Source organism: Burkholderia sp. AU31652 (genome assembly GCF_002223155.1).
In the GTDB taxonomy this organism is placed as follows: domain Bacteria; phylum Pseudomonadota; class Gammaproteobacteria; order Burkholderiales; family Burkholderiaceae; genus Burkholderia.
In genome coordinates, this window is record NZ_NKFG01000005.1 from 153,721 (window position 1) to 178,409 (window position 24,689).

Annotated in this window: 26 protein-coding genes and 1 pseudogene; 15 read left to right on the forward strand and 12 right to left on the reverse strand. The window is 66.8% G+C overall.

Annotated features, from left to right (window positions below; genetic code table 11):
* Positions 1-59 precede the first annotated feature (59 nt).
* Positions 60-965, forward strand: a complete 906-nt coding sequence (locus CFB40_RS18160; RefSeq protein ID WP_089431963.1) for a LysR family transcriptional regulator — start codon at positions 60-62, stop codon at positions 963-965.
* Positions 966-1,044: 79 nt separating this feature from the next.
* Here the strand turns inward: CFB40_RS18160 and CFB40_RS18165 are convergent, their stop codons facing one another.
* The 5 genes from CFB40_RS18165 to CFB40_RS18185 form a co-directional block, all read right to left on the reverse strand.
* On the reverse strand, positions 1,045-2,067 hold the full coding sequence (locus tag CFB40_RS18165; protein ID WP_089431964.1) for an AraC family transcriptional regulator: 1,023 nt from the start codon (positions 2,065-2,067) through the stop codon (positions 1,045-1,047).
* A 100-nt stretch (positions 2,068-2,167) separates the two neighbouring features.
* Positions 2,168-3,364, reverse strand: coding sequence for a porin (locus CFB40_RS18170; protein ID WP_089428602.1), 1,197 nt, complete (start codon positions 3,362-3,364; stop codon positions 2,168-2,170).
* A gap of 135 nt (positions 3,365-3,499) precedes the next feature.
* Positions 3,500-4,690 (reverse strand): MFS transporter, encoded by a 1,191-nt coding sequence (locus CFB40_RS18175; protein WP_089431965.1) that lies wholly within the window; start codon positions 4,688-4,690, stop codon positions 3,500-3,502.
* Complete coding sequence (locus tag CFB40_RS18180; RefSeq protein ID WP_089431966.1) at positions 4,687-6,105, reverse strand: D-arabinono-1,4-lactone oxidase; 1,419 nt, start codon at positions 6,103-6,105, stop codon at positions 4,687-4,689. The genes CFB40_RS18175 and CFB40_RS18180 overlap by 4 nt, the downstream gene beginning before the upstream one ends.
* A gap of 75 nt (positions 6,106-6,180) precedes the next feature.
* Entirely contained in the window at positions 6,181-7,407 is a 1,227-nt protein-coding gene (locus CFB40_RS18185) for an amino acid deaminase/aldolase (RefSeq protein ID WP_089431967.1), read from the reverse strand.
* 430 nt (positions 7,408-7,837) lie between these two features.
* Between CFB40_RS18185 and plcR the strand changes: the two genes are divergently transcribed.
* On the forward strand, positions 7,838-8,554 hold the full coding sequence (gene plcR / locus CFB40_RS18190; protein WP_089431968.1) for a phospholipase C accessory protein PlcR: 717 nt from the start codon (positions 7,838-7,840) through the stop codon (positions 8,552-8,554).
* 66 nt (positions 8,555-8,620) lie between these two features.
* Positions 8,621-9,997, forward strand: a complete 1,377-nt coding sequence (locus tag CFB40_RS18195) for a pectin acetylesterase-family hydrolase (protein WP_089428597.1) — start codon at positions 8,621-8,623, stop codon at positions 9,995-9,997.
* 108 nt (positions 9,998-10,105) lie between these two features.
* On the opposite strand, the gene CFB40_RS18200 is transcribed toward CFB40_RS18195, so the two are convergent.
* The 4 genes from CFB40_RS18200 to CFB40_RS18215 form a co-directional block, all read right to left on the reverse strand.
* Positions 10,106-10,429 carry a DUF4148 domain-containing protein gene (locus CFB40_RS18200; RefSeq protein WP_089428596.1) on the reverse strand — a complete coding sequence of 108 codons (324 nt, stop codon included), beginning with the start codon at positions 10,427-10,429 and terminating at the stop codon, positions 10,106-10,108.
* Between the two features lie 275 nt (positions 10,430-10,704).
* Positions 10,705-11,820: a J domain-containing protein gene (locus tag CFB40_RS18205; RefSeq protein ID WP_089431969.1), complete on the reverse strand. Its 1,116-nt coding sequence runs from the start codon at positions 11,818-11,820 to the stop codon at positions 10,705-10,707.
* A gap of 87 nt (positions 11,821-11,907) precedes the next feature.
* Positions 11,908-14,292: a DNA polymerase II gene (locus CFB40_RS18210; protein ID WP_089431970.1), complete on the reverse strand. Its 2,385-nt coding sequence runs from the start codon at positions 14,290-14,292 to the stop codon at positions 11,908-11,910.
* A 140-nt stretch (positions 14,293-14,432) separates the two neighbouring features.
* Positions 14,433-14,729, reverse strand: coding sequence for a hypothetical protein (locus CFB40_RS18215; RefSeq protein ID WP_089431971.1), 297 nt, complete (start codon positions 14,727-14,729; stop codon positions 14,433-14,435).
* 392 nt (positions 14,730-15,121) lie between these two features.
* Here CFB40_RS18215 and CFB40_RS39120 point away from each other — a divergent pair.
* The 10 genes and pseudogenes from CFB40_RS39120 to CFB40_RS18265 all read left to right on the forward strand — a co-directional run.
* Positions 15,122-15,413 (forward strand): annotated as a pseudogene (locus CFB40_RS39120) (DUF6396 domain-containing protein); the annotation flags it as partial.
* 116 nt (positions 15,414-15,529) lie between these two features.
* Positions 15,530-16,447: a hypothetical protein gene (locus CFB40_RS18225; RefSeq protein ID WP_089431972.1), complete on the forward strand. Its 918-nt coding sequence runs from the start codon at positions 15,530-15,532 to the stop codon at positions 16,445-16,447.
* A 307-nt stretch (positions 16,448-16,754) separates the two neighbouring features.
* Positions 16,755-17,039 (forward strand): hypothetical protein, encoded by a 285-nt coding sequence (locus tag CFB40_RS18230; RefSeq protein ID WP_089429199.1) that lies wholly within the window; start codon positions 16,755-16,757, stop codon positions 17,037-17,039.
* Between the two features lie 273 nt (positions 17,040-17,312).
* Positions 17,313-17,516: a cold-shock protein gene (locus tag CFB40_RS18235; RefSeq protein ID WP_089428591.1), complete on the forward strand. Its 204-nt coding sequence runs from the start codon at positions 17,313-17,315 to the stop codon at positions 17,514-17,516.
* Between the two features lie 233 nt (positions 17,517-17,749).
* Positions 17,750-17,905, forward strand: a complete 156-nt coding sequence (locus CFB40_RS38685; RefSeq protein ID WP_174975490.1) for a hypothetical protein — start codon at positions 17,750-17,752, stop codon at positions 17,903-17,905.
* Between the two features lie 402 nt (positions 17,906-18,307).
* Positions 18,308-18,586, forward strand: a complete 279-nt coding sequence (locus CFB40_RS18245; RefSeq protein WP_089428589.1) for a hypothetical protein — start codon at positions 18,308-18,310, stop codon at positions 18,584-18,586.
* A 47-nt stretch (positions 18,587-18,633) separates the two neighbouring features.
* A complete protein-coding gene (locus CFB40_RS18250) occupies positions 18,634-18,843 on the forward strand; it encodes a hypothetical protein (RefSeq protein WP_089428588.1) in 210 nt (69 codons plus the stop codon).
* 33 nt (positions 18,844-18,876) lie between these two features.
* On the forward strand, positions 18,877-19,089 hold the full coding sequence (gene rpsU / locus CFB40_RS18255; protein ID WP_006754722.1) for a 30S ribosomal protein S21: 213 nt from the start codon (positions 18,877-18,879) through the stop codon (positions 19,087-19,089).
* A 9-nt stretch (positions 19,090-19,098) separates the two neighbouring features.
* Positions 19,099-19,305, forward strand: a complete 207-nt coding sequence (locus CFB40_RS18260) for a hypothetical protein (RefSeq protein ID WP_089428587.1) — start codon at positions 19,099-19,101, stop codon at positions 19,303-19,305.
* A 67-nt stretch (positions 19,306-19,372) separates the two neighbouring features.
* A complete protein-coding gene (locus tag CFB40_RS18265) occupies positions 19,373-19,666 on the forward strand; it encodes a hypothetical protein (protein ID WP_143329858.1) in 294 nt (97 codons plus the stop codon).
* An 89-nt stretch (positions 19,667-19,755) separates the two neighbouring features.
* On the opposite strand, the gene CFB40_RS18270 is transcribed toward CFB40_RS18265, so the two are convergent.
* On the reverse strand, positions 19,756-21,330 hold the full coding sequence (locus CFB40_RS18270) for an EAL domain-containing protein (RefSeq protein ID WP_179255288.1): 1,575 nt from the start codon (positions 21,328-21,330) through the stop codon (positions 19,756-19,758).
* Between the two features lie 486 nt (positions 21,331-21,816).
* On the opposite strand from CFB40_RS18270, the gene CFB40_RS18275 reads away from it, so the two are divergent.
* Positions 21,817-22,113, forward strand: a complete 297-nt coding sequence (locus CFB40_RS18275; RefSeq protein ID WP_089431974.1) for a hypothetical protein — start codon at positions 21,817-21,819, stop codon at positions 22,111-22,113.
* 35 nt (positions 22,114-22,148) lie between these two features.
* On the opposite strand, the gene CFB40_RS18280 is transcribed toward CFB40_RS18275, so the two are convergent.
* Both CFB40_RS18280 and CFB40_RS18285 read right to left on the reverse strand, forming a co-directional pair.
* Positions 22,149-22,454 carry a hypothetical protein gene (locus CFB40_RS18280; protein ID WP_089429198.1) on the reverse strand — a complete coding sequence of 102 codons (306 nt, stop codon included), beginning with the start codon at positions 22,452-22,454 and terminating at the stop codon, positions 22,149-22,151.
* A 74-nt stretch (positions 22,455-22,528) separates the two neighbouring features.
* The gene (locus tag CFB40_RS18285; protein WP_089431975.1) at positions 22,529-23,575 is read right to left on the reverse strand and encodes an AraC family transcriptional regulator; all 1,047 of its coding nucleotides are present in this window, start codon (positions 23,573-23,575) and stop codon (positions 22,529-22,531) included.
* Between the two features lie 94 nt (positions 23,576-23,669).
* On the opposite strand from CFB40_RS18285, the gene CFB40_RS18290 reads away from it, so the two are divergent.
* Positions 23,670-24,689 carry a sterol desaturase family protein gene (locus tag CFB40_RS18290; protein WP_089431976.1) on the forward strand — a complete coding sequence of 340 codons (1,020 nt, stop codon included), beginning with the start codon at positions 23,670-23,672 and terminating at the stop codon, positions 24,687-24,689.

Sequence of the window (24,689 nt, forward strand, 5' to 3'; positions counted from 1 at the left end):
GCAGGGCCGTGGACGAACGAGAGGCGCACGCCGTAAGATGCCGGCAAGGAGATCCGGCGATGCGCCTTTCGAAGATTGACCTGAACCTGTTCGTCGTATTCGACGCGATCTACACCAAGCGCAACCTGACGCGCGCGGCCGAGGTGCTGAACCTCACGCAGCCGGCCGTCAGCAACGCGCTGGCGCGGCTGCGCAAGACCCTGAACGATCCGCTGTTCGTCAGCACGCCGGCCGGGATGATGCCCACGCCGCTGGCCGAGAACATCGTCGGCCGCGTGCGCGAGGCGATGCAGCTGCTCGATTCAAGCGCGCACGAAGGCGACGTGTTCGATCCGGCGTCGTCGACGCGCGTGTTCCGGATGAGCATGAGCGACCTGACCGAGGCGCTGCTGCTGCCCGCGCTCGGCGAACTGCTGCAGACGCATGCGCCCGGCATGCACGTGCGCAGCTACACGATGGACCGCCGCGAAGTCGCGACCGCGCTCGCGAACGGCTCCGTCGACCTCGCGATCGACGCGCCGCTGATCGGCGATCCGCACCTGCACCAGGCGCTGCTCGTGCGCGACCGCTATGCGTGCATGATCCGCGACGATCACCCGTTCAAGGGCGACACGCTCACCATGGACGACTACCTTGCGATGGGGCACATCCACGTGTCGAGCCGCCGCAAGGGCAGCGGGCACGTCGACGCGGAGCTGACGCGGCTCGGGCTGCGCCGCACGATCCAGATGCGCGTGCAGCACTACATGGTCGCGCCGCTGATCGCGATGCGCGGCGATCTCGCGCTGACCGCGCCGCTGCGGCTGCTGCAACGCTATCCGGCGCGGATTCTCGAACTGCCGTTCGAGATGCCGGGCCTCGAATACTTCTGCTACTGGCATCGCAGCGCCGATCAGGACCAGGGCAGCCGGTGGCTGCGCGAGCAATTGATGATGCTGATGGGCGGGATTGGCGACGCGCAGTGATGCGTGTGCGGGGCACGTCAATGGGGGCGATGCGGCAGCGGTGCGGCGCCACCGCCCGTCACGGTCGAAACCGCGCCCGTCACGGCGCCGTGCGCTGTCCCTCTCTCGGCCCATGCCCCGTCCACCGCTTGAACGCGCGCCGGAAGTTGTGCGCGTCGCTGAACCCGACTTCGTGCGCGACGTCCTCGATCGACAGCCGCGGGTTGCTCAGCAGCGTGAATGCGCGCTTGCGGCGGATCGTGTCGATCACCGTCTGATACGACACGCCCTGATCGGCAAGCCGCCGCCGGAGTGTGCGCTCGCTCATGCACAGCTGCGCGGCGATCGCCGCGAGCGACGGTGCATGCCGCAGGTCGCGCCGCATGATCCGTTCGATCGATTCGAGAAATTCGGTGCCTTCGGGTTCGGGCGGCAGCGCGTCCTGCAGGAATTCGAGCGTCTGGCGATGCGCGAGCGGATCGTGCGTCGCGATCGGGCGGTTGCCGAGCGCCGCGTCGCACGAGAACAGGTTCTGCTCCTGTTCGAACCGCACCGGGCACGGGAACACACGCGCGTATTGCTCCGCATAGGCCGGCGGCGGGTAGCTGAGATCGACGCCCTTCGGCTGGAACGCGGGGCCGACGAGCGAGCGCCCGATCTTCATGAAGCTGCCGAACGCTTCCTCGACGAGGAACGCCTCGATGTCGGGTTCGAGGAAGACGTTGGTCGCGCGGATCGACAGCGTGCGTGCATCCGACGTCACGTCGAAGCGCAACAGCGGCCCCGTGTGGCGCTGCAGTTCCATCCCGACCGCGATTGCGTCCTTCAGCGTCGGGCTCGTCAGCATCGCGTAGCCGACCAGGCCGATCGACGCGATCGTCTCGCTCGTGCCGAGTTCGAGGCCGAGCGCCCGCCCCGGCGCCATCTCGAGCGCGCGGCGGATCATCGTGCTCGCCTGGCGCAAGGAAATCCGGCAAGACGGATTCGACAGGTCCGCGACGTCGAAGCCGAGCCCGAGGCACAGCCGCGTGGGGTCGATGCCCAGTTCCTTGCTTGTCTCCGCGAGGCACCGCAACAGATGGACCGGCAGATTCGCCGTCGTATAACGGTCGGGTTCGTCCATGGATGCTCCGTATTTTTTTCCATGGATTGTACTCGTCCCGCCCGGCCGGAAACCCGGTGCCGCCCCGGCCGCGATTGCCCACATCCCGCGCGGCTCCGCGTCAGAAATAGTGGCGCAGGCCGACCGTCGCGCCGAGCTGCGTGGTGCTCGTGCTCGGCGACTGCCCATTGATGCCGACCAGCTGCGCGCCGACCAGGCCGCCGCGATAGATCGCGTAGTCGACTTCCGCATAGAGCATGCTGCGCTTTGACAGGCTGTAGCCGGCGATCACCTGGAACTGGCGCGCGCGGCCGTCGAAGTCCGGCGTGTAGCCCGACTGCGTGGTCCACCATGCGTTGACGGCGGCCGTGAACGCCGACGTGAACCGGTAGGTCAGCCCCGCGAGCGCCATCTTGCGGCGCCGGAACCCGCCGGGCGTCGACGGATCGACCACCTGCGCGGGCGAGATGATGCCGAGCGCGGCGAGATCGGTCGAGCTGAACGGGCCGTTCGCGAACGACGTGAAGTCGTTGTCGCGCGCGTTCTCGATATAGCCGGCGTTGACGGTCGCGTTGCCGAGCGTGACGGAGCCGCCGCCGCCGTAGATGTCGAATTTCGCATGCGTGACGTCGTCCCAGCTGCGCATGAATGACGCGCCGACCGTGAACGGCCCCTTGTCCGGCGCGTACGCGATCGCCGCACCGGCCTGGCCACCGAGCACGCCGCCGCCCGCATGGCCGCCCGGCGCGTACTGCGCGAGCAGGTACAGGCTGCCGAGCTGCGCGCCGTACTGGATCATGTTGCTGGTGCGCGAGCCCGCGAGCATCGTCTGCTCGGGCTTGAACAGGTTGAAGTACGGATCCTGCGGGCCGGCCCACAGGTTCGAGCCGTAAGTCAGCGACACCATCTCGAACGGCACGTTGTACTGGCGCCCGAGCGCGAGCTGGCCGAGCGACGTCGACGTCAACCCCACGTACGCGACCTCGAAGAAGTTCGGCGCGCCGGCCGGCACGATCGCGCCGCTGTTCGGGCCGAAGTGGCTTTCCACGTTGAACTGCGCGGACAGCCCGCCGCCGAGATCCTCCTGCCCCTTGAGGCCCCAATAGCTTTCCGTCAGGCCGCCGCCGTCGGCCATCGAGATCTTGCGGCCCGTCGACACCGGCGCGCCGTCGGCGCCGTAGGACACGCCGTGGGTTTCGTAGCGGATGCCCGCATCGATCACGCCGTACAGCGTCACGTTGCTTTGCGCGTGCGCACCGGTACTGGCCAGGATCATCATCGCGCAGCACGCGGCGCGAACGCTATCGTGACGATTCATTGTTCTGGACTCCGCATCGAAAAGGGGGGGCGGCTCGGACCGCCGGAAACGAATGGTGAAAGCCAAATTTGCACGGGCCACGGCCGCGGCGGCCATTCGCGTGGTGCGTCGCGGCCACGCCATGTCGCACTGCGGTCAGGGCGACGGCGACGCGCTTGCCACCGCACCGGGCGCCGCGCGGCGCAGCGCGAGCCGCACGAACGGGGTGGCGGCCAGCACGGCCACGCACAGCACGTGGGCGACGCGCGCGCCGCCGAAGCGGCCGAGCAGCGCGCCCGACAGCGCGGTGCCGATGCCGGCCGCGAAGAACGTGACGACGAGCGTGCGCGCGACCAGCGAGCCGTCCGGGTCGACGTCGGACAGTATCCCGGTGAGGAACGGCACGATCACGAAGAACGCGCTGTTCAGCACGAACTGGCTCAGGAAGTACGCGCTGCCGCCGCGCGCGCTGAAGAACCATTCGATCGACGCGATCATCGCGAGCTGCGCGGCCCAGATCAGCGCGAGGCGGTGCTTGTGGCTGGCCGGATGCGACGGAATCGCCGCGCCGACGAAGCCGAGCAGCGACGACACCGACAGCAGCACGCCGATCGTCGTCGGCGACAGCCCGGCACGCTCGCCGACGAAGCCGGCGATCGCCCATTGCGACGCCTGCACGCCGTAGATGAGCGCGGTCACGACCCAGATCGCGATCACCGGCCGCCACGGCAGCGTGCCGGCGCGCACGTGGGTCTGCGCGGGGGCGCTCGCGAATGCGTCGATGCCGCGGATCGCGGGCGCCAGCACGGCGACGACGGCCGCCAGCAGCGCGAACACCCCGCGCCCGAGCCAGGTGGCCGGCAACGCGGAGATCAGCACGAGGATGCCGCCGTTGATGACGCCCGCGAGCAGGTTGATTTGACCCCACAGGCGGTCGGTCGACGCGCGCTGCGACACGCCGGACGCGACGACGACGAACAGCATCCCTTCGAACAGCCCCGTCATCCCGCGCGCGAGCGCCGCGGACACGATGCCGGGCGCGACCGCGCTGAGCGCCTGCCCGGCGATCGTGCCGACCAGGCCGGCCAGCGTGAACGGCCGCGCGGCGCGCGCGATCCGGTGCGACAGCAGCGCGCAACTGATCGCGATGCCGAGGATCTCGGCGCTGACGAGCGCGGTCGCGGTGCCTTCGTCGAGCCGGAAGCGCGTCATCACGGCCGCGACGAGGAACGGCGACAGGATCAGGCCGTTGGTGGCCGCGGCGAACGCGAACGCAAGGCGGACGACGGCGCCGGTCGACGGATCGGGGCGCGACTGTGCGGCGGCATGCAGGGTGGCGGTGCTCACGAGGCCTCCTGGTTGGATCGCGGCCGATCTTGTACGATGCCGGCCGTTTCAGGCATCGGGTGTGTCCCTCGGCGGGCCGGCGTGGCGCGAGCGGCTGAGGCTGCGCTCGCACTGGCGCTTGCGCGTTGCGGCAGGCCGAACAGCGTGCGCAGGTACGGCGTCAGGAAGCGGCCGTGCGGGTCCATCCGTTCGCGCAATGCGAGGAAATCGTCCCAGTGCGGATAGCACGCCGCCAGCTCGGCGGCCTTCATCGCATGCACCTTGCCCCAGTGCGGCCGCCCGCCGTGATTGCGGCAGATCGCCTGCACGCCCGAGAAGTACGCGTCGAACGGCATCCCGCGATACTGGTGCACCGAGATGCGCACGCTGTCGCGGCCGTAGTCCGGGCTCAGCCAGATATCGTCGCCGCGCACCCAGCGGTATTCGAGCGGGAACATCAGCGGGAAGCTGCGGCGCGCGATGAACGCGCGGATCTCGCGCAGCGCATCGGCGCCGCGTTCGGCCGGCACCGACCACTCCATTTCGTTGAAGCGCACGCGGCGCACCGTCGACAGCATCGCGTAGCTCGCATCCACGTGGCGGCCGGCCGACACCGTCGATGCGCACAGCCGGCTCAGCGCCGGGCACAGCGACGGCACGCGCCGGCCGAGCCCGCACAGCGCGCCGAACACCGTGTTCTCGAGGAACGACTCGGATGCGCGGCTTGCCCAGTGCACCGCGTCGGCCGGCTCGTCGGTCATGTCCCACGCCTTGGTCAGCACGGTGTCCGTATGCGGGAACCAGTAGAACTCGAACGAGCGATGCTTCGCGATCAGCGCATCCGCTTGCGCGAGGCAGTCGTCGAGCTGCATCCCGCCGCGCTCGAGGCGCAGCTTGAACGCGGGCACGAGGCGCAGGCCGATCTCCGTCAGCACGCCGAGCGCGCCGAGCCCGATCCGGCCGCCGGCGAACAGGTCGGGATGCGTGTCGGCGCTCGCGCGGATCTCGCTGCCGTCCGCGCACATGAAGGTCAGGCTGTCGATCTGCGTCGACAGGTTGCCGAGCGTGATGCCGGTGCCGTGCGTGCCGGTGCTGGTCGCGCCGGCGATCGACTGCACGTTGATGTCGCCGAGGTTCTCCATCGCGAGGCCGTGCGCGGCGAGCGCCGGGCCCAGCGCCCACAGCCGCGTGCCGGCCTGCACGCGCGCGACGCGCCGGTCGCGGTCGACGTCGATCACGCCCTGCATCGCGTCGAGCGACAGGATCACGTCGTCGGTCTGCACGAGCGGCGAGAACGAATGACCGGCACCGGCCGCGCGCACGGTGGCGCCGGCGGCCGCCGCGTCGCGCAGCACGGCCGCGAGCCCGGCGGGCGACGCAGGCGTCGACACGGTTGCATCAGGACTGCAGACATATCCCGACCAGTTGCGCCACATGGCTTTGTCTCCGTGGTTGTCGTTTGAATGGATTGAACGGGTTGACCGGTTTTGAACGACGGGCCGCGCGGCCCGCTAGAAAAAGCTCTTGCCTTCGCCGCGATAAGTGAGCGCCTCGCCGACCACGCGGCCGCCGCGGATCAGCAGCAGCGTGTTGAAGCGCTCGCACAGTTCACCGGCCTTCGCGTGTCGGAACAGGATCGGATCGCCGATCGCCGGTGCGACGCCGCGCGGCACGCGCACGGGCGTCTGCACCTCGCCCGCGCCTTCGTTGTCGATCAGTGTGCAGCCGGCCGGCAGCCACGGCCGCGGCAGGCGGCTCTTGCCGGCCGGGCCCGATGCGACATAGCCGCCGCCCGAACAGGTCACGATGCCCGGCTGCGGAATCCGCACGACCGGCAGCGCGAAGCCGGCGGCCGGCTGCGCATGAAACGCCGCGTAGTGATCGAACAGCGCGGGCGCGTAGAGGCCGGAGCCGGCCGCAAGCTCGGTGACCGACGCGTCGCCGAGCGTGCTCTCGATACTGCCGGTGCCGCCGCCGTTCACGAAGCGCAGCGCGTGGCCGGCGGCCGCGAGCGCCTGCACGGCCGCCTGGCGGCGCGCGTTGATCTCGCGCGCCGAGCGGCGCTTCAGGTGCCGCACCAGCGCGTTGCGGGCGGCGCTGCCAGGCGCCGTGTCGGCCACGCCGGCGATCTGTCCTTCGTAGCCCATCAGCCCGTCGAGCCGCACGTGCTGTCGCTCGCCGATGTGGTTCGCGAGCGCGAGTGCGCCGGCCGCGTCGCGCACCGGCGAGCGGTACATGCCGAAGTACAGGCCCGGATACGCGGACGACATGTCGAGATCGATCGCGAGCGGGATCGTCACGCGCTCGTCGTGGGCGATGCGGTCGATCGCGTCGACCTGCGCGGCGGCGTCGACCATCAGCGTGATCGAGCGGCCGCGCCGGAGCTGTGCGGCGACCGCGCGCAGGTCGTCGGGCTCGACGGCGGGATACGCGACGACGATGTCGTCGAACCCGCCGTCCGCGAGCCACGCGGCTTCCGCGGCCGAGTAGCACAGCAGCCCCTGCATGAATGGGCCCGCGGCGAGCACCGCGCCGATCAGGTCGCGCGAGCGCACCGACTTCGTCGCAAGCCGGATCGGCAGGCCGCGTGCGCGGCGCTTCAGGTCGGCGAGGTTCGCGTCGAGGCAGTCGAGGTCGACGAAGGCGGCAGGTAGCCGGCGGCCCGCGAGCGCGTCGCGATAGGTCGGATAGTCGTGGACGGCGGCGGGTGCGCGATGCGGAAGGTCTGCACGGCTCATGGAACGGGCTCGGCTGGGTGGGGTGGGCGTCGCGCCGACCGTTCGGCGCGTGTCGGAAACCAGCATAGGACTGGCCAAAATCACGACCAAGCGCTCAGCGGGTCGTTCGACGGGTCTTATCCGGCCATCCGTATCGGTCACGCCGATGTGTGACCACCGCGCGCCGTGCGGCTGGATCGCCGCTTGCTTGGTGTCGCGGCGCACACGGTACGTATCGGCCCGAACCGCCGCCGGACGGGCGTGACGCGCGACATGGCGCGCTTGGTCGAGCGACCACGTAATGCGTTTCAAACGTCTGGCGGGACGTGGCCGCTGCGAGCAGGTTTAGTGCCGGCGTTCTAGTGCCGCTTTTGACGGGATGCCGGATTCGACCTAGAACCTACTCGCGGATGCACCGGCGAAGAACGGCATGACGTGACGAGGAGGCGACGTGAAGAAGAACAGGGCACTCTGGCGGCACACGGGCGCGATCGCGGCGATCGGCGTGGTCGTCGTTGCAGTCTGGCGATATGAAGCGGCGACACCGGCGCAAGCCGCGTCGTCCGGCACAGCAGCGACCACGATGGCGAGCGCGCAGCCAGCCACAGCCGATACGTTCGGCAGCGGTGCTGCGGCGCCCGGCCCCGAGGAGCGGCGGCTCGACGTCGACGCGCTGCGCCGCAGCCTCGCGAGGCGCCCCGACGCGGATGCCGAAGTGCAGCGCATCGTCGCGTTCGCGCGCTTTCGCGACGAGGTTGCCGCGTATGGGAATCGCCGCAACAGCATGCCGCAAGCCGAGCGCGCCGCGCTCGCGCACCGGATTCTCGACGAACTCCCCGACCATGTCGCGCGCAACGAGATCGTGCCGGTGCAGGCCGAGGCGCTGAGCGCGGCGCTGCTCACCGATACCGAAGCCGATCCCGCGACGCGCGGCGCGGCGATCCGGTCGATGCGAGCGCAATGGGACGCCTATGCGCGGCAGACGGTCGGCCCGTCGCCGGCGCAGGACCCGCGCTATCTCTCGTACGAACAGCAGAGCCGCGACGTCGTCCGGCAGGTTCAGGCGAGCATTCCCGATCCCGACCAGCAACAAGCCGCAATCGCGCAGCGCCTGCAGGCGTTGCGGGTCCAGCTGTTCGACGGCGCTTCATCGTCCGGCGTGCACTGAGCGCCGAATCCGCGACGCCGAGGCGAAGCCCGGCGGCCGCGTCATGTCCATCGACAAGGAGGGGAGATGTCCACAGCACGAAGCTTGCTGCGCGCGGCCGTTGCCACGCTGCTCGGTTGCGCGGCACTGAACGGTCACGCCGCCGATACGACGATGCCGGATCCGGCGATTCCGTATTATTCGTGGTACGAAGTGACGTTGCCGGAGAGCACCGGTGCATCGTGCGGCAATGGCACGCCGATGCGCTTCTACGTCAATCGCGCGCAGTCGGACAACCTGCTGTACATGATGGAGCCGGGCGGCGCGTGCTGGGACTACGGCACCTGCACGCAGACGTCGACCGGCGCCGAGGCCGGCCTCGGCGGCTTCAACCCGGACGGCATCCCGCACAACTACATGAACGGCACCGCGAACCAGAGCCTGTTGTCGTCGTTCCTGTCGCCGCTGCTCACGCGGATGGATCTCGCGCATATTCTCGTCGGCGAACCGAAGGTCGAGACGCAGCAGTGGACACAGGTTTTCGTGCCCTATTGCACCGGAGATATCCACATGGGCAGCGCGGTGCGCAACTACACGTCGCCGAGCGGCGACTGGCGATTGCAGCACTACAGCGGGCTGAAGAACATCCAGGCCGTCGCGCAGTGGCTGACGTCGCACGGCTTCGGCAAGCCGAACCGGCTGCTCGTGTACGGGATGAGCGCGGGCGGCTACGGCACGCTCGCGAACTACGCGACGCTGCGCAATACGCTGCAGCCGCAGGCGCATAGCTCGCTGCTCGACGACGCCGGCACGGTCTTCAACACGCCGTTCGATGCGGACGCGGCCACGCATCCGTCGGTCGGCCTGTACGACCGCGTGCGCACCGAGTGGGGGATGACGGGCCCCGACGGGATGATCACCGTGAACAGCCGGCTGACCCGCCATTTCGATCCGGGCAACATGGGCAGCGCGTATGCGGCGCTGTCGGCGACATTCCCGCACGACCGCTTCGGCTTCTCGAGCTACCAGCGCGACAAGATCATCGCCGCGTATCACTATCGCGCGTTCGTGCCGGCCGTGATCGCGGCGCCCGACGACGCGACGAAGGATTCACTGTCGCTCGCGATGTTCGAGCAGGAGCTGGACGGGCTGAAGCAGACGCTGAACCCGTTGCCGAACTTCGGCTATTTCATGCCGTGGGCACGCAACGACTTCATCGCCAACCATCAGGTGACGGCGGTCAGCTTCACCGGGTCGGGGATCCACGAGCACGGCATCGACGCGAATATCGGCACCTTCGTCGACAACCTGCTGAACCAGCAGGACCCGGCTGAGACGCCGGTGATGAAGGCATTCCGCACGCAGCAGGGGTCGGATTTCACGTTCTCGACGTTTCTGGCGTGGATCGACAGCATCTTCAACCTGACCGGCGAAGCGGGGCCGATCTCGGGGCATCGGGCGTGAAGGGAGGCGGCGGTTCGCCCGAGCGGGCGAGCGCGGCGCAGTGCGGCGGCCGGGTGTCGGGCCGCTCGCCTGCGTCGATGCGTGGCCGTGCGGAGAAGCGGCGTTACGTTACGGCTTCACCACCGCAACCGCCGGCGCGCCTGAATCCGTGCCGGGCACACCGTTCGACCCGTAGGCCGCTTCGGCGCTCTTGCGCTCGGCCAGCCGCTTGGCCGCCAGGCGTTCCTGCGCGGCGACGATGTCACCTGGATAGTTGTCGCCATCAGCGGCGATCGGCTCGTAGCCGACCGATTCGAGGTCGAACAATTCCTGGCGCACCTGTGCACGCGTGAGCGTCGAGTGCGACGACTGCGCGTACGACACGGCCGGTGCGGCGAGGAGGGCGGTGGCGGTAGCGGCGACGGTGGCGATGGTGACGATGATGGATTTCACGGTTTCCTCAGACGGTTTCGTTGCGGTTCGGCGCGATGGCGGCTGGCTGAACCGACGAGACAAGTTTAGGAACCCGGATCGGCCGGATAAATGCCGATTCCTGTCCAACAGTGTTCCTGAATCCGTGACAGTGGGGGAAATACGGCGTCCTTGGTGCCCGGTTCTGGGTGGGTTGATTCGCGTGGAATGCCGATCGATGCGGGGCACGCCGCCGTTCCGTCAGACCGGCTATGCACGCGATGCCCGGCGGGCAGACGCATGCCTGCCGGGCACGGCTAGTCGTCGAAACGCGGAAAAGCCCGCTGGCGCTTCATGTCCTTCAGCCATTCCTTGACGTTCGCCGGATCGTCGAACTCGCGCAGCGTCAGGTTCAGGTCGTGGATGCTGCGGTGCGTGCCCGCGATGTCGCGCGTGAGCATGCGCATGATGGTATCGGGCGCGACCTTGACCGACGGCGCGATCCCGTAAGTCCGCCGGAAACCGGTCTCGACGTCCTGGATCTCCTGGTCCAGCTCGCGAAGCTGATCTTCCAGGATGCCGTTGTAGCGCGCGAGCCGATCCTCGCCGAGGCCGTTGATCGCGTGCCGGTCGATCTGTTCGATCTCCAGTTGCAGCTCCAGCAGTTGCAGGAGCTTGCCGTTCGCGTAAGCGTGGTTGACCCGCTGCATCAGCACGGTCTTGCGTTCCTGTTCCTGGGGATCGGTTTCGCGATCGGGGTGCAGCGCGCTCGCCAGCTTCCGGTAGACCTCGCGGATCGACCGGCTCGCTTCGGCCTGCTCGGCTTCGCGCTTCGCCAGCGCGGCCGATTGGCGGGGCGCTTTCTTGCGCTTGGCGCGCTGTGCCTCGCGGGCCGCGTGCTGGGCCATGTCCCGCTCGAACTGCGCGTCCAGTTCGGCCTGCATGCGTGCCATGAGCTCCTCGGGCGACAGCGCGTCGAGATCGTCTTCCTTCGTCACCCCGGGCGTCGATTCCGACTTCGGCTCCGGTTCCGGCTCGGCTGCTGCGTTGCTGCCGTGATCGGCGGCGCCGTGCCGGGCGTGGATGGCCTTCAACTGCGCGTCGTCGCTGAAGTCGAGCAAGTCGCGCGCCATGCTGGCGATCATCCCGGACAGGGTGTGCTGTTCCGCCTTGCTCAATCCCTTCTGCAGATACGCGTCGTCGAGCTGATTGAGCAACCGGATCCGCAGCGCGGTCGACGTCTGCTCGAGCGGCAACAGCTCGTCGACGAATTTCTTCTGGAAGGCCGGCATCGCGGCTTCCCACGCGCCGAGCCGCTCGCGCCGCTTCTCGATCTGCTGGACGAGCGTATTGAATGCTTTCTGGGCGTTCGACAGGCTGGCTGCCTCGTGGCCGGGCGCGATGGCGACCGCTGTTCCGCGACGTGCGGTCATGATGAATCTCCTTCGGCTGCGGCAGGACGCGCAGCAGCGCGGTATTTTAACCGGCCCGCCGTGTCTTCCTTGCCCGACGTGGCGCGGCTACTCCAGGAACAACTGCCCCTGCCCGGAGATCACGCGCTCGAAGTCGTCGCGCAGGAACGGCAGGATCGCGTCGGCCACGGGCTGCAACTGGCGGCTCAGGTAGAACGCATAGTCGATCGGCGAACGCATCGTTTCGAGCGGCTCGGGGCCGGCCGTCGTCATCACGTAGCTGATCCAGCCGCCGCGCTGATACTGCAGCGGCCGGCCCTGTGCCTGGTTGAACTCGTCGGCGATCCGCGCCGCGCGCACGTGCGGCGGCACGTTGCGTTCGTACTCGCGCAGCGGCCGGCGCACGCGCTTGCGGTAGACGAGCTGGTCGTCGAATTCGCCGGCCAGCGTGCGCCGCACGGTGTCGCGGATGAAATCCTGGTACGGCTCGCGGCTGAACACGCGCCGGTACAACTCGCGCTGGAACTGCTGCGCGAGCGGCGTCCAGTCGGTGCGCACCGTTTCGAGCCCCTTGAAGACGAGGTCCTCGCCACCGTCGGCCGCCGCCGCGAGCCCCGCGTAGCGCTTCTTGCTGCCTTCTTCCGCGCCGCGCACGGTCGGCATCAGGAAGCGGCGGTAGTGCCGCTCGTATTGCAGCTCCAGCGCGCTCTCGAGCCCGAAAGTTTCGCGCAGGTGCGTTCGCCACCAGCGGTTCACGTGCTCGACGAGTGCGCGGCCCTTGGTGCCGGCTTCGTCGTCATCGTGCGCGCGGCCGAGCCACACGAACGTCGAATCGGTATCGCCGTAGATCACTTCGTAACCCTGCGTTTCGATCAGCTCGCGCGTGCGGTGCATGATCTCGTGGCCGCGCATCGTGATCGACGACGCGAGGCGCGGATCGAAGAAGCGGCAGCCCGTCGAGCCTAGCACGCCGTAGAACGAATTCATGATGATCTTCAGCGCCTGCGACAGCGGCGCATTGCGCTGCCGCTTCGCGTCGTCGCGGCCTTCCCATACGCGGCGCACGATATCGGGCAGGCAGTGCGCGGTACGCGAGAAGCGTGCGCCGAGAAAGCCGGGTACCGACGCGTCGTCGCCGGGATTCGCGAGCCCCTCGATCAGCCCGACCGGATCGATCAGGAACGTGCGGATGATCGACGGATAGAGGCTCTTGTAGTCGAACACGAGCACCGAGTCGTACAGCCCGGGGCGCGAATCCATCACGAAGCCGCCGGGGCTGTTCTGCCCCGACACGTCGCCGAGGTTCGGCGCGACATAGCCGAGCCGGTGCATGCGCGGCAGGTACAGATGCGTGAAGGCCGCGACCGACCCGCCGGTGCGATCGGCCGCGAGACCGGTCACGCTCGCGCGTTCGAGCGCGAAGGACAGCAGGTCGGCCTTGTCGAAGATGCGCGTGACGAGCTCGCAGTCCTTCAGGTTGTAGCGCGCGAGCGCCGGCTTGTCGTGATCGAAGCGGCGCTGGATCTCGTCCATCCGCTGGTACGGGTTGTCGATCGACTTGCCTTCGCCGAGCAGCGCCTGCGACACGTATTCGAGGCTGAACGACGGGAACGTCCACGTCGCGGATTTCAGCATGTCGATGCCGTCGAGGATCAGCCGGCCGGCCGCGCCCGCGAAGAAGTGATCGGGCTGCTGGCCGTGCGCGCGCCAGTCGAGCACGCTGCCGCCGCGGCCGAGTTTCAGCGGGACGCCGTATTGCTCCGAATGGGCATGCAGGATGCGCAGGTCGAACTGCACGAGGTTCCAGCCGATCACCGCATCGGGATCGTGTTCGTCGAACCATTCGTTGAGCCGCGCGAGCATCGCGGGCCGGCTGTCGCAGTAGTCGAGGTTGAAGTCGACGGCGTTTGCTGCGTCGCTGTCGCCTCCGTTCGGCGGGCCGAGCATGTAGACCTGCCGTTGCCCGCAGCCTTCGAGCGCGATCGAATACAGCTCGCCGTGCACGCTGGTTTCGATGTCGAGCGACACGCAGCGCAGCGCCGGGCGATAGCCGTCGGCGGTTTTCAGCTCGGCGCTGGCCAGCGTGCCGTCGGGGCAGGGCTGCCCGCGAAACTGCACGCACGCGGTGATGAAGCGCTCCATCGCGTAGCGGTCGGGCGGCTGCACGTCGGCTTCGTAGACGTCGACGCCGGCTGCCGCGAGACGCTTCTGTAGCCCGGACAGATGGCGATAGCGCTTGCAATAGAGGCCGACGACCGGACGCTGCCGGAAGTCGCGCAGCGCGAGCGGGCGCAACTCGGCCTCGCGCTCGCCGGCCAGCGCGCGTTCGGCGAGCGCCTGCTGTTCGGCCGGAATGAACGCGACGGCTTCCTGCGGGCGCAACCGTACGCGGCGCGGACCGTGTTCGGTTGCCAGCCAGAACTCGATCTCGATGCCGGATGCGGTGTCCCGCCAGTGGCGGGTGAGGATGAAACCCTGCTCGAACGCCGTCAAAACGCTTGCTCGTGGTGGATGCCCAGGCGGCGGATTTTAGCGCTTGGGCGGGGGGCTTGCCGGAATGGCATGCACGACATTGTGCGCGTCTCGCTCGCCCCCGGTGTGCATTCGGTGAGTGCCCGCCGTCCCGCGCGGAATCAGGCAACGGCGAGCCGTTGCGCGACGCGCCATTCGGTGCGCGCTGTACCGGAAGGTTTGAGCAACCAGCGTCGCGCCGCTACCGCGTGCCGTTTTTGCGTCACGTATGCGTCGACGGCGAGTTCGAGCGCTTCGCCATCGATGCGCACGAGCGTCGCGGTCGCGCCTGATCCATCGGCGAACTCGACCACGGCCGGGTGCGGCTTTCCGGAGCGCGGCGCGTCGTGGTCGAGCGTGACGATGCTGCCGGGGTACAGGTGTGAACGGGGTGCGCGGAGCAGCAGGGCGGTGCGCATTGAAAGCACTCCGGACGTCGTGGTGCGGCAGTGGGATCGCTGGCGGCATGCACGAATACGAGCGGCAAATCCAGGCGTTCGATGATTTGAATGGCGTCCGATTGACGCCACGGAATCATCATTCGTAGAATCGCCGATCAAGAACAATATCATTCTGAGAGAGACGCCATGGTTGCGCACTGTCTGGTGGTCGCGATTGAGCCATGAACCGACACCTCTGGGTTGTCGTGTTGGCTGTTCTGTCGTGTGCGTGCACGAAACGGGAGCCCTTGGCGACGTCATTGCCCGACACGAGTGCCGGGCGCGCCAATCTGGTATTCACCTGCACGCATCAAGCGGACACCTTGCCGCCACTCGATCCACAAGCTGACAGCTTGTTTCGTTACGCGCGCGATGGCCGTCACCCGCAGGTTCCCGACATCGACCAGATCGTTCCACTGCCACCCGCAAAGCATCCCCCATGGGACGGCACATTCCAATGGAAATAGGATCGGCATGCGGCGACACCGCCGCTGAAGCCTTCGGACGAACTCATCAACAAGATGGCGAAAGCCAGGGATCTCGATCCCGCGACGGGGCTGCCGCTTTCGGGATCGGCGGACAAGGCCTCATGAGACTGACCCACCAGCAGACGTCGCATCCCGTTTGAGGTTGGATACGGTCGCGCAGATCGATCAGACCTGACTGCAACCCGGCATAAAGTGCGCGACACCCTGACGATACGCAGCGCCGGTTTCTCAAGAACAGGCCGGCAGGTCCGGCGCCGTACAACTGACAACTTCATCGACCCCGGAGTCCACATGAATTCACCCACTCGGCCCGTCTCGTTACCCGGTGCCGCCGCACTCGTCGCAGCGTTCATCATCACGGCGCTGTTTCTGTCCGGCCTCTACGCGCAGTGGACGAGGTTCTCGATGGACACGCAGATGCTGGCGTTGCAACTGGCCAGTTTCATCCAGAACCTGGTATTTCGAACGGGCCTGGTTTATCTGATTGTCCGATGGCACGGGGAGCATCGCGATCAGCTTGCGTTCCGTCGCCCCGCGAGGCTGCTCGCGAGCTATGCGTTATGCCTGCTGGTCTGGCAGATCGCACAGATATTCATCGTCCAGGTGGTGCTGCTGAGTCTGGCCAGAAATGGCACCCATCTGACGGTCATCGTGAACCTCATCGCGCCGGTGAGCGCTGCCCTTTATGCGCTCGTAGCCTGGTTCACATGGCGGCTCGTCACGCGCATGTTTCGCCACGATGCGCTCCCCGAGGCGCCGCGAGGTCGCGCGGCGCGGCCCGTTGCCGGGCTCGCGGCGTGGCTGTTCGCCAGCGTATGTCTGCTCTTGATGACGACGACGGTGCCGATGTTGCTCGACTATTTTGACGATGACCTCGCGCGCATGATGTTCGGCTACGTTGGCGCGGTTGCCGTTCCCGCGGCATTGGTCTTTGCGGGAACGCGACTCGGCCTGCCTCGCGACCTCGTGCGACTGCACGGCTGGCGTCTGCTGGGCGCGTCGCTCGCGGCGATGGCATCCACGTCGGTGGTGTTCTATTTGGCGGTGCAGTTGCTTGGCGGCATGCTGGGGGCGGGCGTGTTGTCCGGAATGATGGCGATTGTTGTTCTTGGCAGTGCCTTTGTGGCTTGTTGGGTGTGGTTTCGCGTGTTCTACGCGTCCGTGAGCCGCGTCACGGTTGACACCCCGCAGGGCATGCCGTCGCCGTAGCTTCAGGTTGTCGCGCGCGAGTCGTTTGAGGGGCCGGATCGAATCGGAACCATGACAAACTGAATCGCACGGGTTCCTTCCTGCCGGGTCGCCGCGAAGGTGTGCGCGACGGCGGCAGCGCGTATAGTGGGGCTAGCCTTGTCGCCGGTTCCATGGAACAGTCCTCGTATTCAGGCGTGACATCGTCCGGGCGTTGGGGCGTGCGGGGGCATCGATGCCCCGGGTCGGCATGGTGGATGTGTCGTCGACTTTGAAGCAGGCAGTGCCCTGGCTTGCACGAACCGGATCCGGACGAAACGGCGTCCCCATGAAAATCGATCGCAGCTCCATTCCCTGCTACCTCGTCCTTCGTGCCGGCTGGCCCCCCTATGTATTGAATGCGGACCGCCTGGTGCTCCGCCGCGAAGCGAGCCCGATGTTGCGCGCGTTCGCGCGCGCGCGTGGAGGGTTCGCGCATGTCGATGACGTTGCGTGGAACGTCTTCTCCGCCGCCGAGGGCCTTTCGGTGGTCGAGCGTCGGGAGACCGGGTTCTTTGCGCTGATCAATGGAACCGAGACCGAGCATCAACTGTGTTTGCTGGCCACCCTCTGATGTCGCCGCAGGGATGGCCGTGGTCGACGAATGCGCGTCCCGTCGGATCGTCGATCGGTGACGCCCGGACGGCGGCGGCGCAGTCCGCCCTTGCGCCGAAAGCGCTTGACACGCTCTGTGATGGCACGTACTGTCGGTCGGTGAAGTATTCAAGAAGCGCGATTGCTGCTCATCATCGACCGTAGCCTGCGGTATTCGTTGTCCTCCCCCTCCTTGATTCTTTCCCGAACCCGTCAGGGTGCGTTACGCACGTTCATTTTCAGGAGATCTAACATGGATACCGGTACCGTCAAGTGGTTCAACGATGGCAAGGGCTTCGGCTTCATCACGCCCGACAAGGGCGGCGACGATCTGTTCGCGCACTTCTCCGAGATTCGCGGCGACGGCTTCAAGACCCTCGCCGAAGGCCAGAAAGTCAGCTACGAAACGAAGAGCGGCCCCAAAGGCCTGCAGGCATCGAACATCACCCCGCTGTAATCGCCCGGAGCTGTCCGCCTCGTTCACGGAGCGGCGCGCAATCGCCGCTTCTTGCGCTACGTGCCGCCGTCGCGGGCGCCACGTGTGCCGATGCAGGCCCGGCAGGGCCAGCCGTTGCGCATCGGGATGTCGAGCCCGCGTGCACACCTGCGCGCCAACCGCTTTCGTAGCATGTACACGATCGGACGAGCAGCGCTCATCGGATCGTGTACACCGCGCAGCAGGAGAATCGCATGACCCGAAGTCAGTCACGCAGCAACAAGGCGCCGCCGCGCGTCAAGCCGGCCGTGGTGCTGCCCAAGCTCGGCACGGCACTGAACTGGGTGCCGCCGAAGCCGGCCCTGGATACGCAATCGGGTCCGAAAAAGCGCACGCCGGCTCCGCAATAGCGATCCGGATCATTCCGTCAGTCGAGAGGCGGCAACCGGCTGCGTCGCCAGGAGAGCGATTCTGGCGACGCCGGCCCGATCGCGACCGTCTTCGTCGGGACCAGGCGACGCGCTCCGCGCGACACCTCGCAACCCGACATCGTGCACCTGCGGCGCGTCCATGGGTTTTGTGCGTCATCCGGAATAAGTTGGGCGCTCGGCAAATGATGCGCGTATGATGGGTTCATCCGATCGACCCTGGTAAGCCGGTCGCTCGCTCCTCCACCTACCCGTTTGCTGCATCGCCCCGCCTCCGCGCTGCAACGTTGTCCCTTTCACCTCACTGGCCCGCCCCGTAACGGGGATGCTGGCCGGCCCTGTTCGCCCGTGCGATTCGTCGCGGCCGGACGCCAGGAGCTTGTCATGAGCATGCATATCTACCGTGGATTCGAGATCTATCCACTGATTTACCCTCACGCGCCGGCGCTGGATGGCAGCCCGCACAACTACGATGCCGGTTTCGATGCGGCAGTCAAGATTTGCCTGCGCGGCGATACGCTGACGCACAGCCAGACTTTCAGGTTGCGCGACAACGCCCCGTTCGGCAGTGCGGGCGATGCACGTCGTGCTTCGCTGCGCTACGCGGAAAACATCATCGACGACAATCGCGACAAACAAGGCTTCTTTTCCGGCACGCCTTGAGGCAAACCGCCAAGGCAACGCGATGTGTTGTCAATTCGGAGGACGAAATGATCATCGATGAACTGCTCGGCCTGATCAGGCGGCATGAGGTCATCAGGACCGACGCCGTCCTGCCCACCGGAATCGGCGATTCGGCGCGGTGCCATCAGCAGGAACTGCAAATGTTCGTGGCGGTACGCGCGTTGTCGATCGGAGCCGGATATTCGGAGTTCGAGTCCGACGAGATCGCGAGTGCCGTCATGACACGACTCGGCTAGTGTGCCGTTCAACCATTCGAAAACAGGATCACCATGACAACCGTTACGCTGAAGGTCAACGAACCGATCGATGTCGCGCTGCGACGATTTCGGCGCGATATCGAGAAAACCGGGCTGATTCGGGAGTTGCGCAGTCGCACGGGCTATGAAAAGCCCACGACGGAACGCAAGCGGAAAAAGGCGAGCGCCGTGGCCAGACAGCGCTTGCGCGCGAAGCGCATGTTGCCGCCGCGCAAAATGTACTAGGAGGGCATCATGTACACCATGCCGGCCGAGGCGCCGCCGTTTTTCCCGCTGACCAAATGCCAGGTCGATCTCGATCGGCAGACGGACATGGTGACGCTGCTGCCGAGCTTCTATGCGTTCGGATGCGAGTACACCAGCCGCGGTTTTCTGATCGGACGCGACGATGCGTTCAAGTTGATTGCCGCGCTGGAGAAGGCGCTCAGCGTCCAGGGATGAGCTGACGACGACGCGCTCGCGAGCATCGACAACCCAAGGGCGAACCATGCGTGTCACGACGAAGTACGTGGATCTGCTCTATTTCCTCGTTGTATTGCAACTCGTGACGCAACGGAAGACGCACGAGTGGCTGTCGTCGTTTCAACTCGTCGAATCGCTGCAAGGCTGGCTGGTTATCCATCGTGCGAAATGCGATTGGCGCGATCGTGTCTGGATAGGTCATGCTTCCCTTCAGATCGCGAAGGCGGCCCGCCCGGTCGACGACGCTGAATCGACGGGGACGGGCGCGCCACGGGATGCGCTGGCAGACCGGTTGAGTTTGCGGATGAAGTGCATCCGCTACCTGCGGGAGCATGTCTGAGCGTGGCCGCGCTCGCACGGGCGGCACGCGGGTGCCGGTCGGCGTCGAGCCGGCGTCAGTCAGGCGGGATCGTGCATGCGACTACGCCGCTACACCGCTACCCACGCAAAATCCTGTTTCAAATGCTCCAGCCGCTGCGGCCGCTGATACAGATACCCCTGCGCATACTGAATCCCGACCGTATGCAGCGCGCGATGCTGCGCTTCCGTTTCCACGCCTTCCGCGATGATCTTCAGGTCGTAGTGATGCGCCACGGACGCGATCCCTTCGATCAACCCGGCACTGCCGCCGTTCAGTTGCGAGACGAACTGGCGATCGATCTTCACGTAGTCGAACGGAAAGCGTGACAGCAAGTCGAGATTGCTGTGATGCGTGCCGAAATCGTCGATCGCGAACTTCGCGCCTTTCGCTCGCAGCGCATGGAACATCGCGGTGGTGCGCGCATTCTTCTCGAGCAGGATGCGCTCGGTGACTTCGAGCACCAGCGTAAAGCCCGGCGGCAGCGCGCGGATCGCCTCCTCGACGACGGACACGAACCCCGTGCGCTCGAGATCCTTCGGCGCGATGTTGACGGCGATGCGCAGCGGCGCGCACGGCGTCAGCGCGGACAGTTCCGCCACGGCTGTCCGCAGCACGAATTCGGTCACTTTCGGCAGCACCGCGCTCGATTCGACCTGCGGGATGAACACGGCCGGGCTGATGGCCCCCCACTTGGGGTGCTGCCAGCGCAACAGCGCCTCGACGCCGACGGTCCTGCGCGTCTCCACATCGACGATCGGCTGGTACACGACATGGAGCTCGTCGCGCCTGAGCGCGTTGCGCACGGCCTTCAGCAGCAGCCGGCGCGGCGCCATCGCGAGCAGGTAGGCCGCCATCACGAGGCCGTCCGCCAGCAGCACGATCGTGATGGCGATCAGCCGATAGTGCTGCCGGACCTGCGACGCATAGTGCGTGGATGCGGCAACCCGCACCGTGAACGGCCAGCGGGGTGACACGATCGTGCTTCCAACGACCGGCTCCGTGGCCGACTCCGGCGTGAATTTCCCGTGCTGGTCGAGATGGCCCGAACCCGCGATCGACAGCGTCGCGGTTTCCGTCCCGTAGCGGGCGCCATGCGCGAGCGCGTCGGCCACGTAGTCGCCTTCGATCAGGTAGAGCACCCCTGCGCCGGGTGCGGTCGCGTAAAACACGGGCAGCACCGGGATGCCTTGCTGGAACGGCGTCTGGCGCAGCAGCGTGACGAGCGTCGAGCCCGGTTCCGGCTCGTGGGTATATGCGCCGAGCGGCAGGTCGATCGCCCCCAGCGCCGACGAGCACATGACGCGGCCCTCGTGCACCAGCGCGACGGCGCGCAGATAGCGCAGGCGTGTGCCGATCTCGGCGAGCGTCCGGAATACCGCCGGGCATGGCCGCCCGACGAGCGCGGTCAGTTCGTCCACATGCCGCAGGCGCGCACCGTCCAGGATGCGATCCACCGAGGCCACGATGTCGTTCGCGATGACGCGTTCATGCTCGGTGACGGTATCGCGCGCGTAGCGGTCGGCAAGCGCGATCGCGAATGCCGGCACGAGCACGCAAACGATTACGGCGGCGAAAAAGGCGACCCGCGGCCATGCGCCGCTGCGCTGGAAAACGGCCTTCGAGCCTGGCGTGAACGCTGACATTCCCGCGGTCGCCTTGGGTGTTGTGTGTATGGAGAGGCGAGTCGAACCGGTCGATACACCCCCGGCGCATGCGTCATGCCGGGTTCGGGCCATGCGCGGTGCGTGCCGGGATCGCAATGCGATCGATGCTACGGTCGCGACGGGAATGTGCGGCGGACCCGGCGCAATCGGCCAATTATCCCGGAGGCTTGCCTTTATGAACATGTGCATGCAGCACCTGTACATAGACGTAGCACACCGAAAAAACCCCGGCCGCATGGTCTTGCGGCCGGGACAAAAAAACACCGTCTCTTGGCACGAGGATGGTGCGCGGCAAGTATAAGATGTGATGAGAGATTACGAAATATTGTTATTCAACTATTGGTGTAGTTTTGTCATTGTGTCTCGACAAGAAACATTCTTTCGGGATGCTGTCTTCGTCGACCTGCCGACGGCCTGTGATCGGTCGCCGCGCGCTACGGTCGCACGTCTCGCCGGAGCTTCGGGATGGAAGAAAATACCGCGCCCACGGTCATCGTGACCGATGGCGCAGCCGCGGCCGATGGCGGTTCGCTGTGGATCCAGATTGCCGTGAACGGGAAAGCCAGCAACTACTCGCTCAACCGCGCGCTCGCTGCGCGCGGCACGCCGCGCTACAACACCATCAGCGGTGAACGTGGCCCGCTTTCGAAAGGTGAACGAAAGGAGTTGCTCGCGCTGCTGTGCAGCATTGCCGATCCCGCGATATGGGCCGGCATGGTCGGCACGTTCGTGCAGGTGCTGCAGGCGTCAGGAGATGAGTGAACGATACGGTGCCGGCGCGTCGCGCGGGCAGCGCTTCAGAAATCGTTGCGCATCTTGCGCAGCAAATCACCGCCCGATTGATGCGTGTCCACCGCGGTGAGCACATCGGTCAGGAACCACGGCAGGTTCAGTTGCGTATTGGCATCGCTGACGCATACGCGGATCGGCGGCGCCTTTGACGGCGAGCGCGCGTCGGGCGTGGCGTCGCGGGACGGCACGCAGTTTTTTGCGTGCACTTGAACGGGCGCCGGTTCGGCGCTGCCGGACGGCGCACCGGCGGCGGCCGGCAAACTGACGGCGGCCAGCAGGGTCAGGAGAGCAACAGGGGCAACGCGTTTCATGGGATTCTCCGGCGATGCTCGTTCGACCGCGCGGGCGGACGCGAGTTCGTCGGCGGCACGCTTGCGCGCCGCGCTCAGCCGCGCGCGACGTTCGCTGCCCGCGCCGGTTGCCGGCTGCGCCACTGCTGCGGCGATTCGCCGGTCCAGCGCCGGAAGGCGCGCGTAAAGGCGCTGTGTTCCGAATAGCCGAGCAACCAGGCGACTTCCGCAAGCGTCAGCCGCGGATCGTTCAGGTGGTCGATCGCGAGCCGCCGCCGCGTGTCCTCGCGCAGTATCCGGAAGTTGAGCCCGAGTTCGGCAAGCCGTCGATGCAGCGTGCGCGACGACACATGCAGGTCCGCGGCGATCTGTTCGAGGCTCGCTTCGCCCTGCGTCAGCAGGCGCGCGACGGCTTCGCGCACCGACTGTTCGAGATCGTCCGTCTGCCGCAACTCGGCAAGCAGCGCGCTCGCCTGGCGTTCCATCATCTGCAGCAGTGCGTCATCCGGCTGGCGCAGCGGCTGCATGAGCAGATGCAGCGGGAACGCGAGGCGGTTCACCGGCTGGCCGAATCGCACCGGGCAGCCGAAATAGTCGATGTACGGTTGCTCGTCGCCGGGCGACGGATGCACGAAGCAGACCTCGTCGGGCCCGTGATGCGTGCCGGTGATGTTGCGTGCGAACTGGACGATGGCCGTCAGCGCCACTTCGTCGACGAGCGGGCCGAGCGGCTCGGGCGCGTCGTGCCATTCGATCGCGACCGACGTCGCCTCGACCCGCACCTCCATGCGCGCGACGTTCGCGATCAGGTGTTCGTATTGCTGCCAGCGCGCGAGTGCGGCGCCGGCATCGCGGCACGCATGGAGCGCATAGCCGAGCGCACCGAGATGGGCGGGCGTGATTCGCTGGCCGACGTGCAGGCCGAGCAGCGGATCGTCGAGCGCGCGCACCGCGCATTCGAGCAGGCGCCGCCAGTGAGCGCTCGCATACAGCGTGAGCCCGCGATCGTCCTCGGGCGGCCGCGCCTCGCCGAGCACGCGCGCGGCATCCTTGCCCTGCTCGGACAGATAGTCGAACAGCAGCCGCACGTAGGTGCTCGAGTAGTAGACGCGCTGCGTCGATAGCGGGGAGGCGGCGGGCATGGCGGAAAGTGTCAAGTAATCGTCGGCAAGTGTCAACGCGTGGCGACCCGCGCGCGACCATACTGCCGGTCAGTTCTTGATCGAGGCCGCGAACATGCCGACCGAGTTGATGACGTGGCTCCATGCGTTCCTGGGTAACGACGTGGACTGGAAGCAGGTGCTCCTGATCGGCATGACGCCGGTCTTCCTGATCGCGTTCGCAATCGAATATGCGGTGATGACCGGGCGCGGCCGCCGCGAGCCGTTTCGCTGGAAGGAGATCGTCGCGAACCTGTCGCTCGGCGCCGGCTATCAGGTGGCCGAGACCGTGATGGGGCTCCTGTTCACGGGCGCGATCTTCGCGTGGGTCTACCGGCACCGGCTGTTCGACGTGCCGGTGAACGGCTTCACGATCGTGCCGATCTTCGTCGTCGTGGAGTTCTGCTACTACTGGTTTCATCGCACGTCGCATCGCGTGCGCTGGTTCTGGGCCGCGCACGTGCCACATCACAGCGGCGAAGTGATGAACTTCACGACGGCGATGCGGCAGTCGCTGCTGAACGCGTTCGTCGGCGTGTTCGTGTTCTACCTGCCGCCGGTGTGGCTCGGCATCCCGCCGGCCGTCGTGCTGTTCCTGCTTGCGGTCGATCTCGCGTACCAGTACTTCGTGCATACCGAAGCGATCGGGCGGCTGCCGCGCTGGTTCGAGTACGTGTTCGATACGCCGTCGAGCCATCGCGCGCATCATGGCCGCAATCCGCGTTACATCGACCGGAACTACGGCGGCGTGCTGATCATCTTCGATCGCCTGTTCGGCACGTATGTCGAGGAAACGGAGCCCGTTGACTACGGGATCACGCGGCAGATTCGTTCGTATAACTTCCTGGTGCTGAACCTGCACGAATTCGTCGACATGTGGCGTGACGTGCTCGCACCCGGGCCCGCCCTGCAGCGGCTGAAACACCTGTGGATGCCGCCCGAGTGGGAGCGGCCGGGGCATCGGCCGATCCATACGTGGAGTGTCGAGCGCAAGGGCGAGGAGGAGACGGCGACAACCTCGCGTGCGATGCCCGACGAGGATGCGTCGGCGCCAGGGCGCAAGATCGTACAAGCCACCGGTACGCGATCCGGCTAA

Excerpts from the sequence above, each read along its gene's own strand:
- CFB40_RS18160 (WP_089431963.1), top strand. The coding sequence starts at position 60 with ATGCGCCTTTCGAAGATTGACCTGAACCTGTTCGTCGTATTCGACGCG.
- CFB40_RS18165 (WP_089431964.1), bottom strand. The coding sequence starts at position 2,067 with ATGGACGAACCCGACCGTTATACGACGGCGAATCTGCCGGTCCATCTG.
- CFB40_RS18170 (WP_089428602.1), bottom strand. The coding sequence starts at position 3,364 with ATGAATCGTCACGATAGCGTTCGCGCCGCGTGCTGCGCGATGATGATC.
- CFB40_RS18180 (WP_089431966.1), bottom strand. The coding sequence starts at position 6,105 with ATGTGGCGCAACTGGTCGGGATATGTCTGCAGTCCTGATGCAACCGTG.
- CFB40_RS18185 (WP_089431967.1), bottom strand. The coding sequence starts at position 7,407 with ATGAGCCGTGCAGACCTTCCGCATCGCGCACCCGCCGCCGTCCACGAC.
- CFB40_RS18195 (WP_089428597.1), top strand. The coding sequence starts at position 8,621 with ATGTCCACAGCACGAAGCTTGCTGCGCGCGGCCGTTGCCACGCTGCTC.
- CFB40_RS18205 (WP_089431969.1), bottom strand. The coding sequence starts at position 11,820 with ATGACCGCACGTCGCGGAACAGCGGTCGCCATCGCGCCCGGCCACGAG.
- CFB40_RS18215 (WP_089431971.1), bottom strand. The coding sequence starts at position 14,729 with ATGCGCACCGCCCTGCTGCTCCGCGCACCCCGTTCACACCTGTACCCC.
- CFB40_RS18225 (WP_089431972.1), top strand. The coding sequence starts at position 15,530 with ATGAATTCACCCACTCGGCCCGTCTCGTTACCCGGTGCCGCCGCACTC.
- CFB40_RS18230 (WP_089429199.1), top strand. The coding sequence starts at position 16,755 with ATGAAAATCGATCGCAGCTCCATTCCCTGCTACCTCGTCCTTCGTGCC.
- CFB40_RS18235 (WP_089428591.1), top strand. The coding sequence starts at position 17,313 with ATGGATACCGGTACCGTCAAGTGGTTCAACGATGGCAAGGGCTTCGGC.
- CFB40_RS38685 (WP_174975490.1), top strand. The coding sequence starts at position 17,750 with ATGACCCGAAGTCAGTCACGCAGCAACAAGGCGCCGCCGCGCGTCAAG.
- CFB40_RS18245 (WP_089428589.1), top strand. The coding sequence starts at position 18,308 with ATGAGCATGCATATCTACCGTGGATTCGAGATCTATCCACTGATTTAC.
- CFB40_RS18250 (WP_089428588.1), top strand. The coding sequence starts at position 18,634 with ATGATCATCGATGAACTGCTCGGCCTGATCAGGCGGCATGAGGTCATC.
- rpsU (WP_006754722.1), top strand. The coding sequence starts at position 18,877 with ATGACAACCGTTACGCTGAAGGTCAACGAACCGATCGATGTCGCGCTG.
- CFB40_RS18260 (WP_089428587.1), top strand. The coding sequence starts at position 19,099 with ATGTACACCATGCCGGCCGAGGCGCCGCCGTTTTTCCCGCTGACCAAA.
- CFB40_RS18270 (WP_179255288.1), bottom strand. The coding sequence starts at position 21,330 with ATGTCAGCGTTCACGCCAGGCTCGAAGGCCGTTTTCCAGCGCAGCGGC.
- CFB40_RS18275 (WP_089431974.1), top strand. The coding sequence starts at position 21,817 with ATGGAAGAAAATACCGCGCCCACGGTCATCGTGACCGATGGCGCAGCC.
- CFB40_RS18280 (WP_089429198.1), bottom strand. The coding sequence starts at position 22,454 with ATGAAACGCGTTGCCCCTGTTGCTCTCCTGACCCTGCTGGCCGCCGTC.
- CFB40_RS18285 (WP_089431975.1), bottom strand. The coding sequence starts at position 23,575 with ATGCCCGCCGCCTCCCCGCTATCGACGCAGCGCGTCTACTACTCGAGC.
- CFB40_RS18290 (WP_089431976.1), top strand. The coding sequence starts at position 23,670 with ATGCCGACCGAGTTGATGACGTGGCTCCATGCGTTCCTGGGTAACGAC.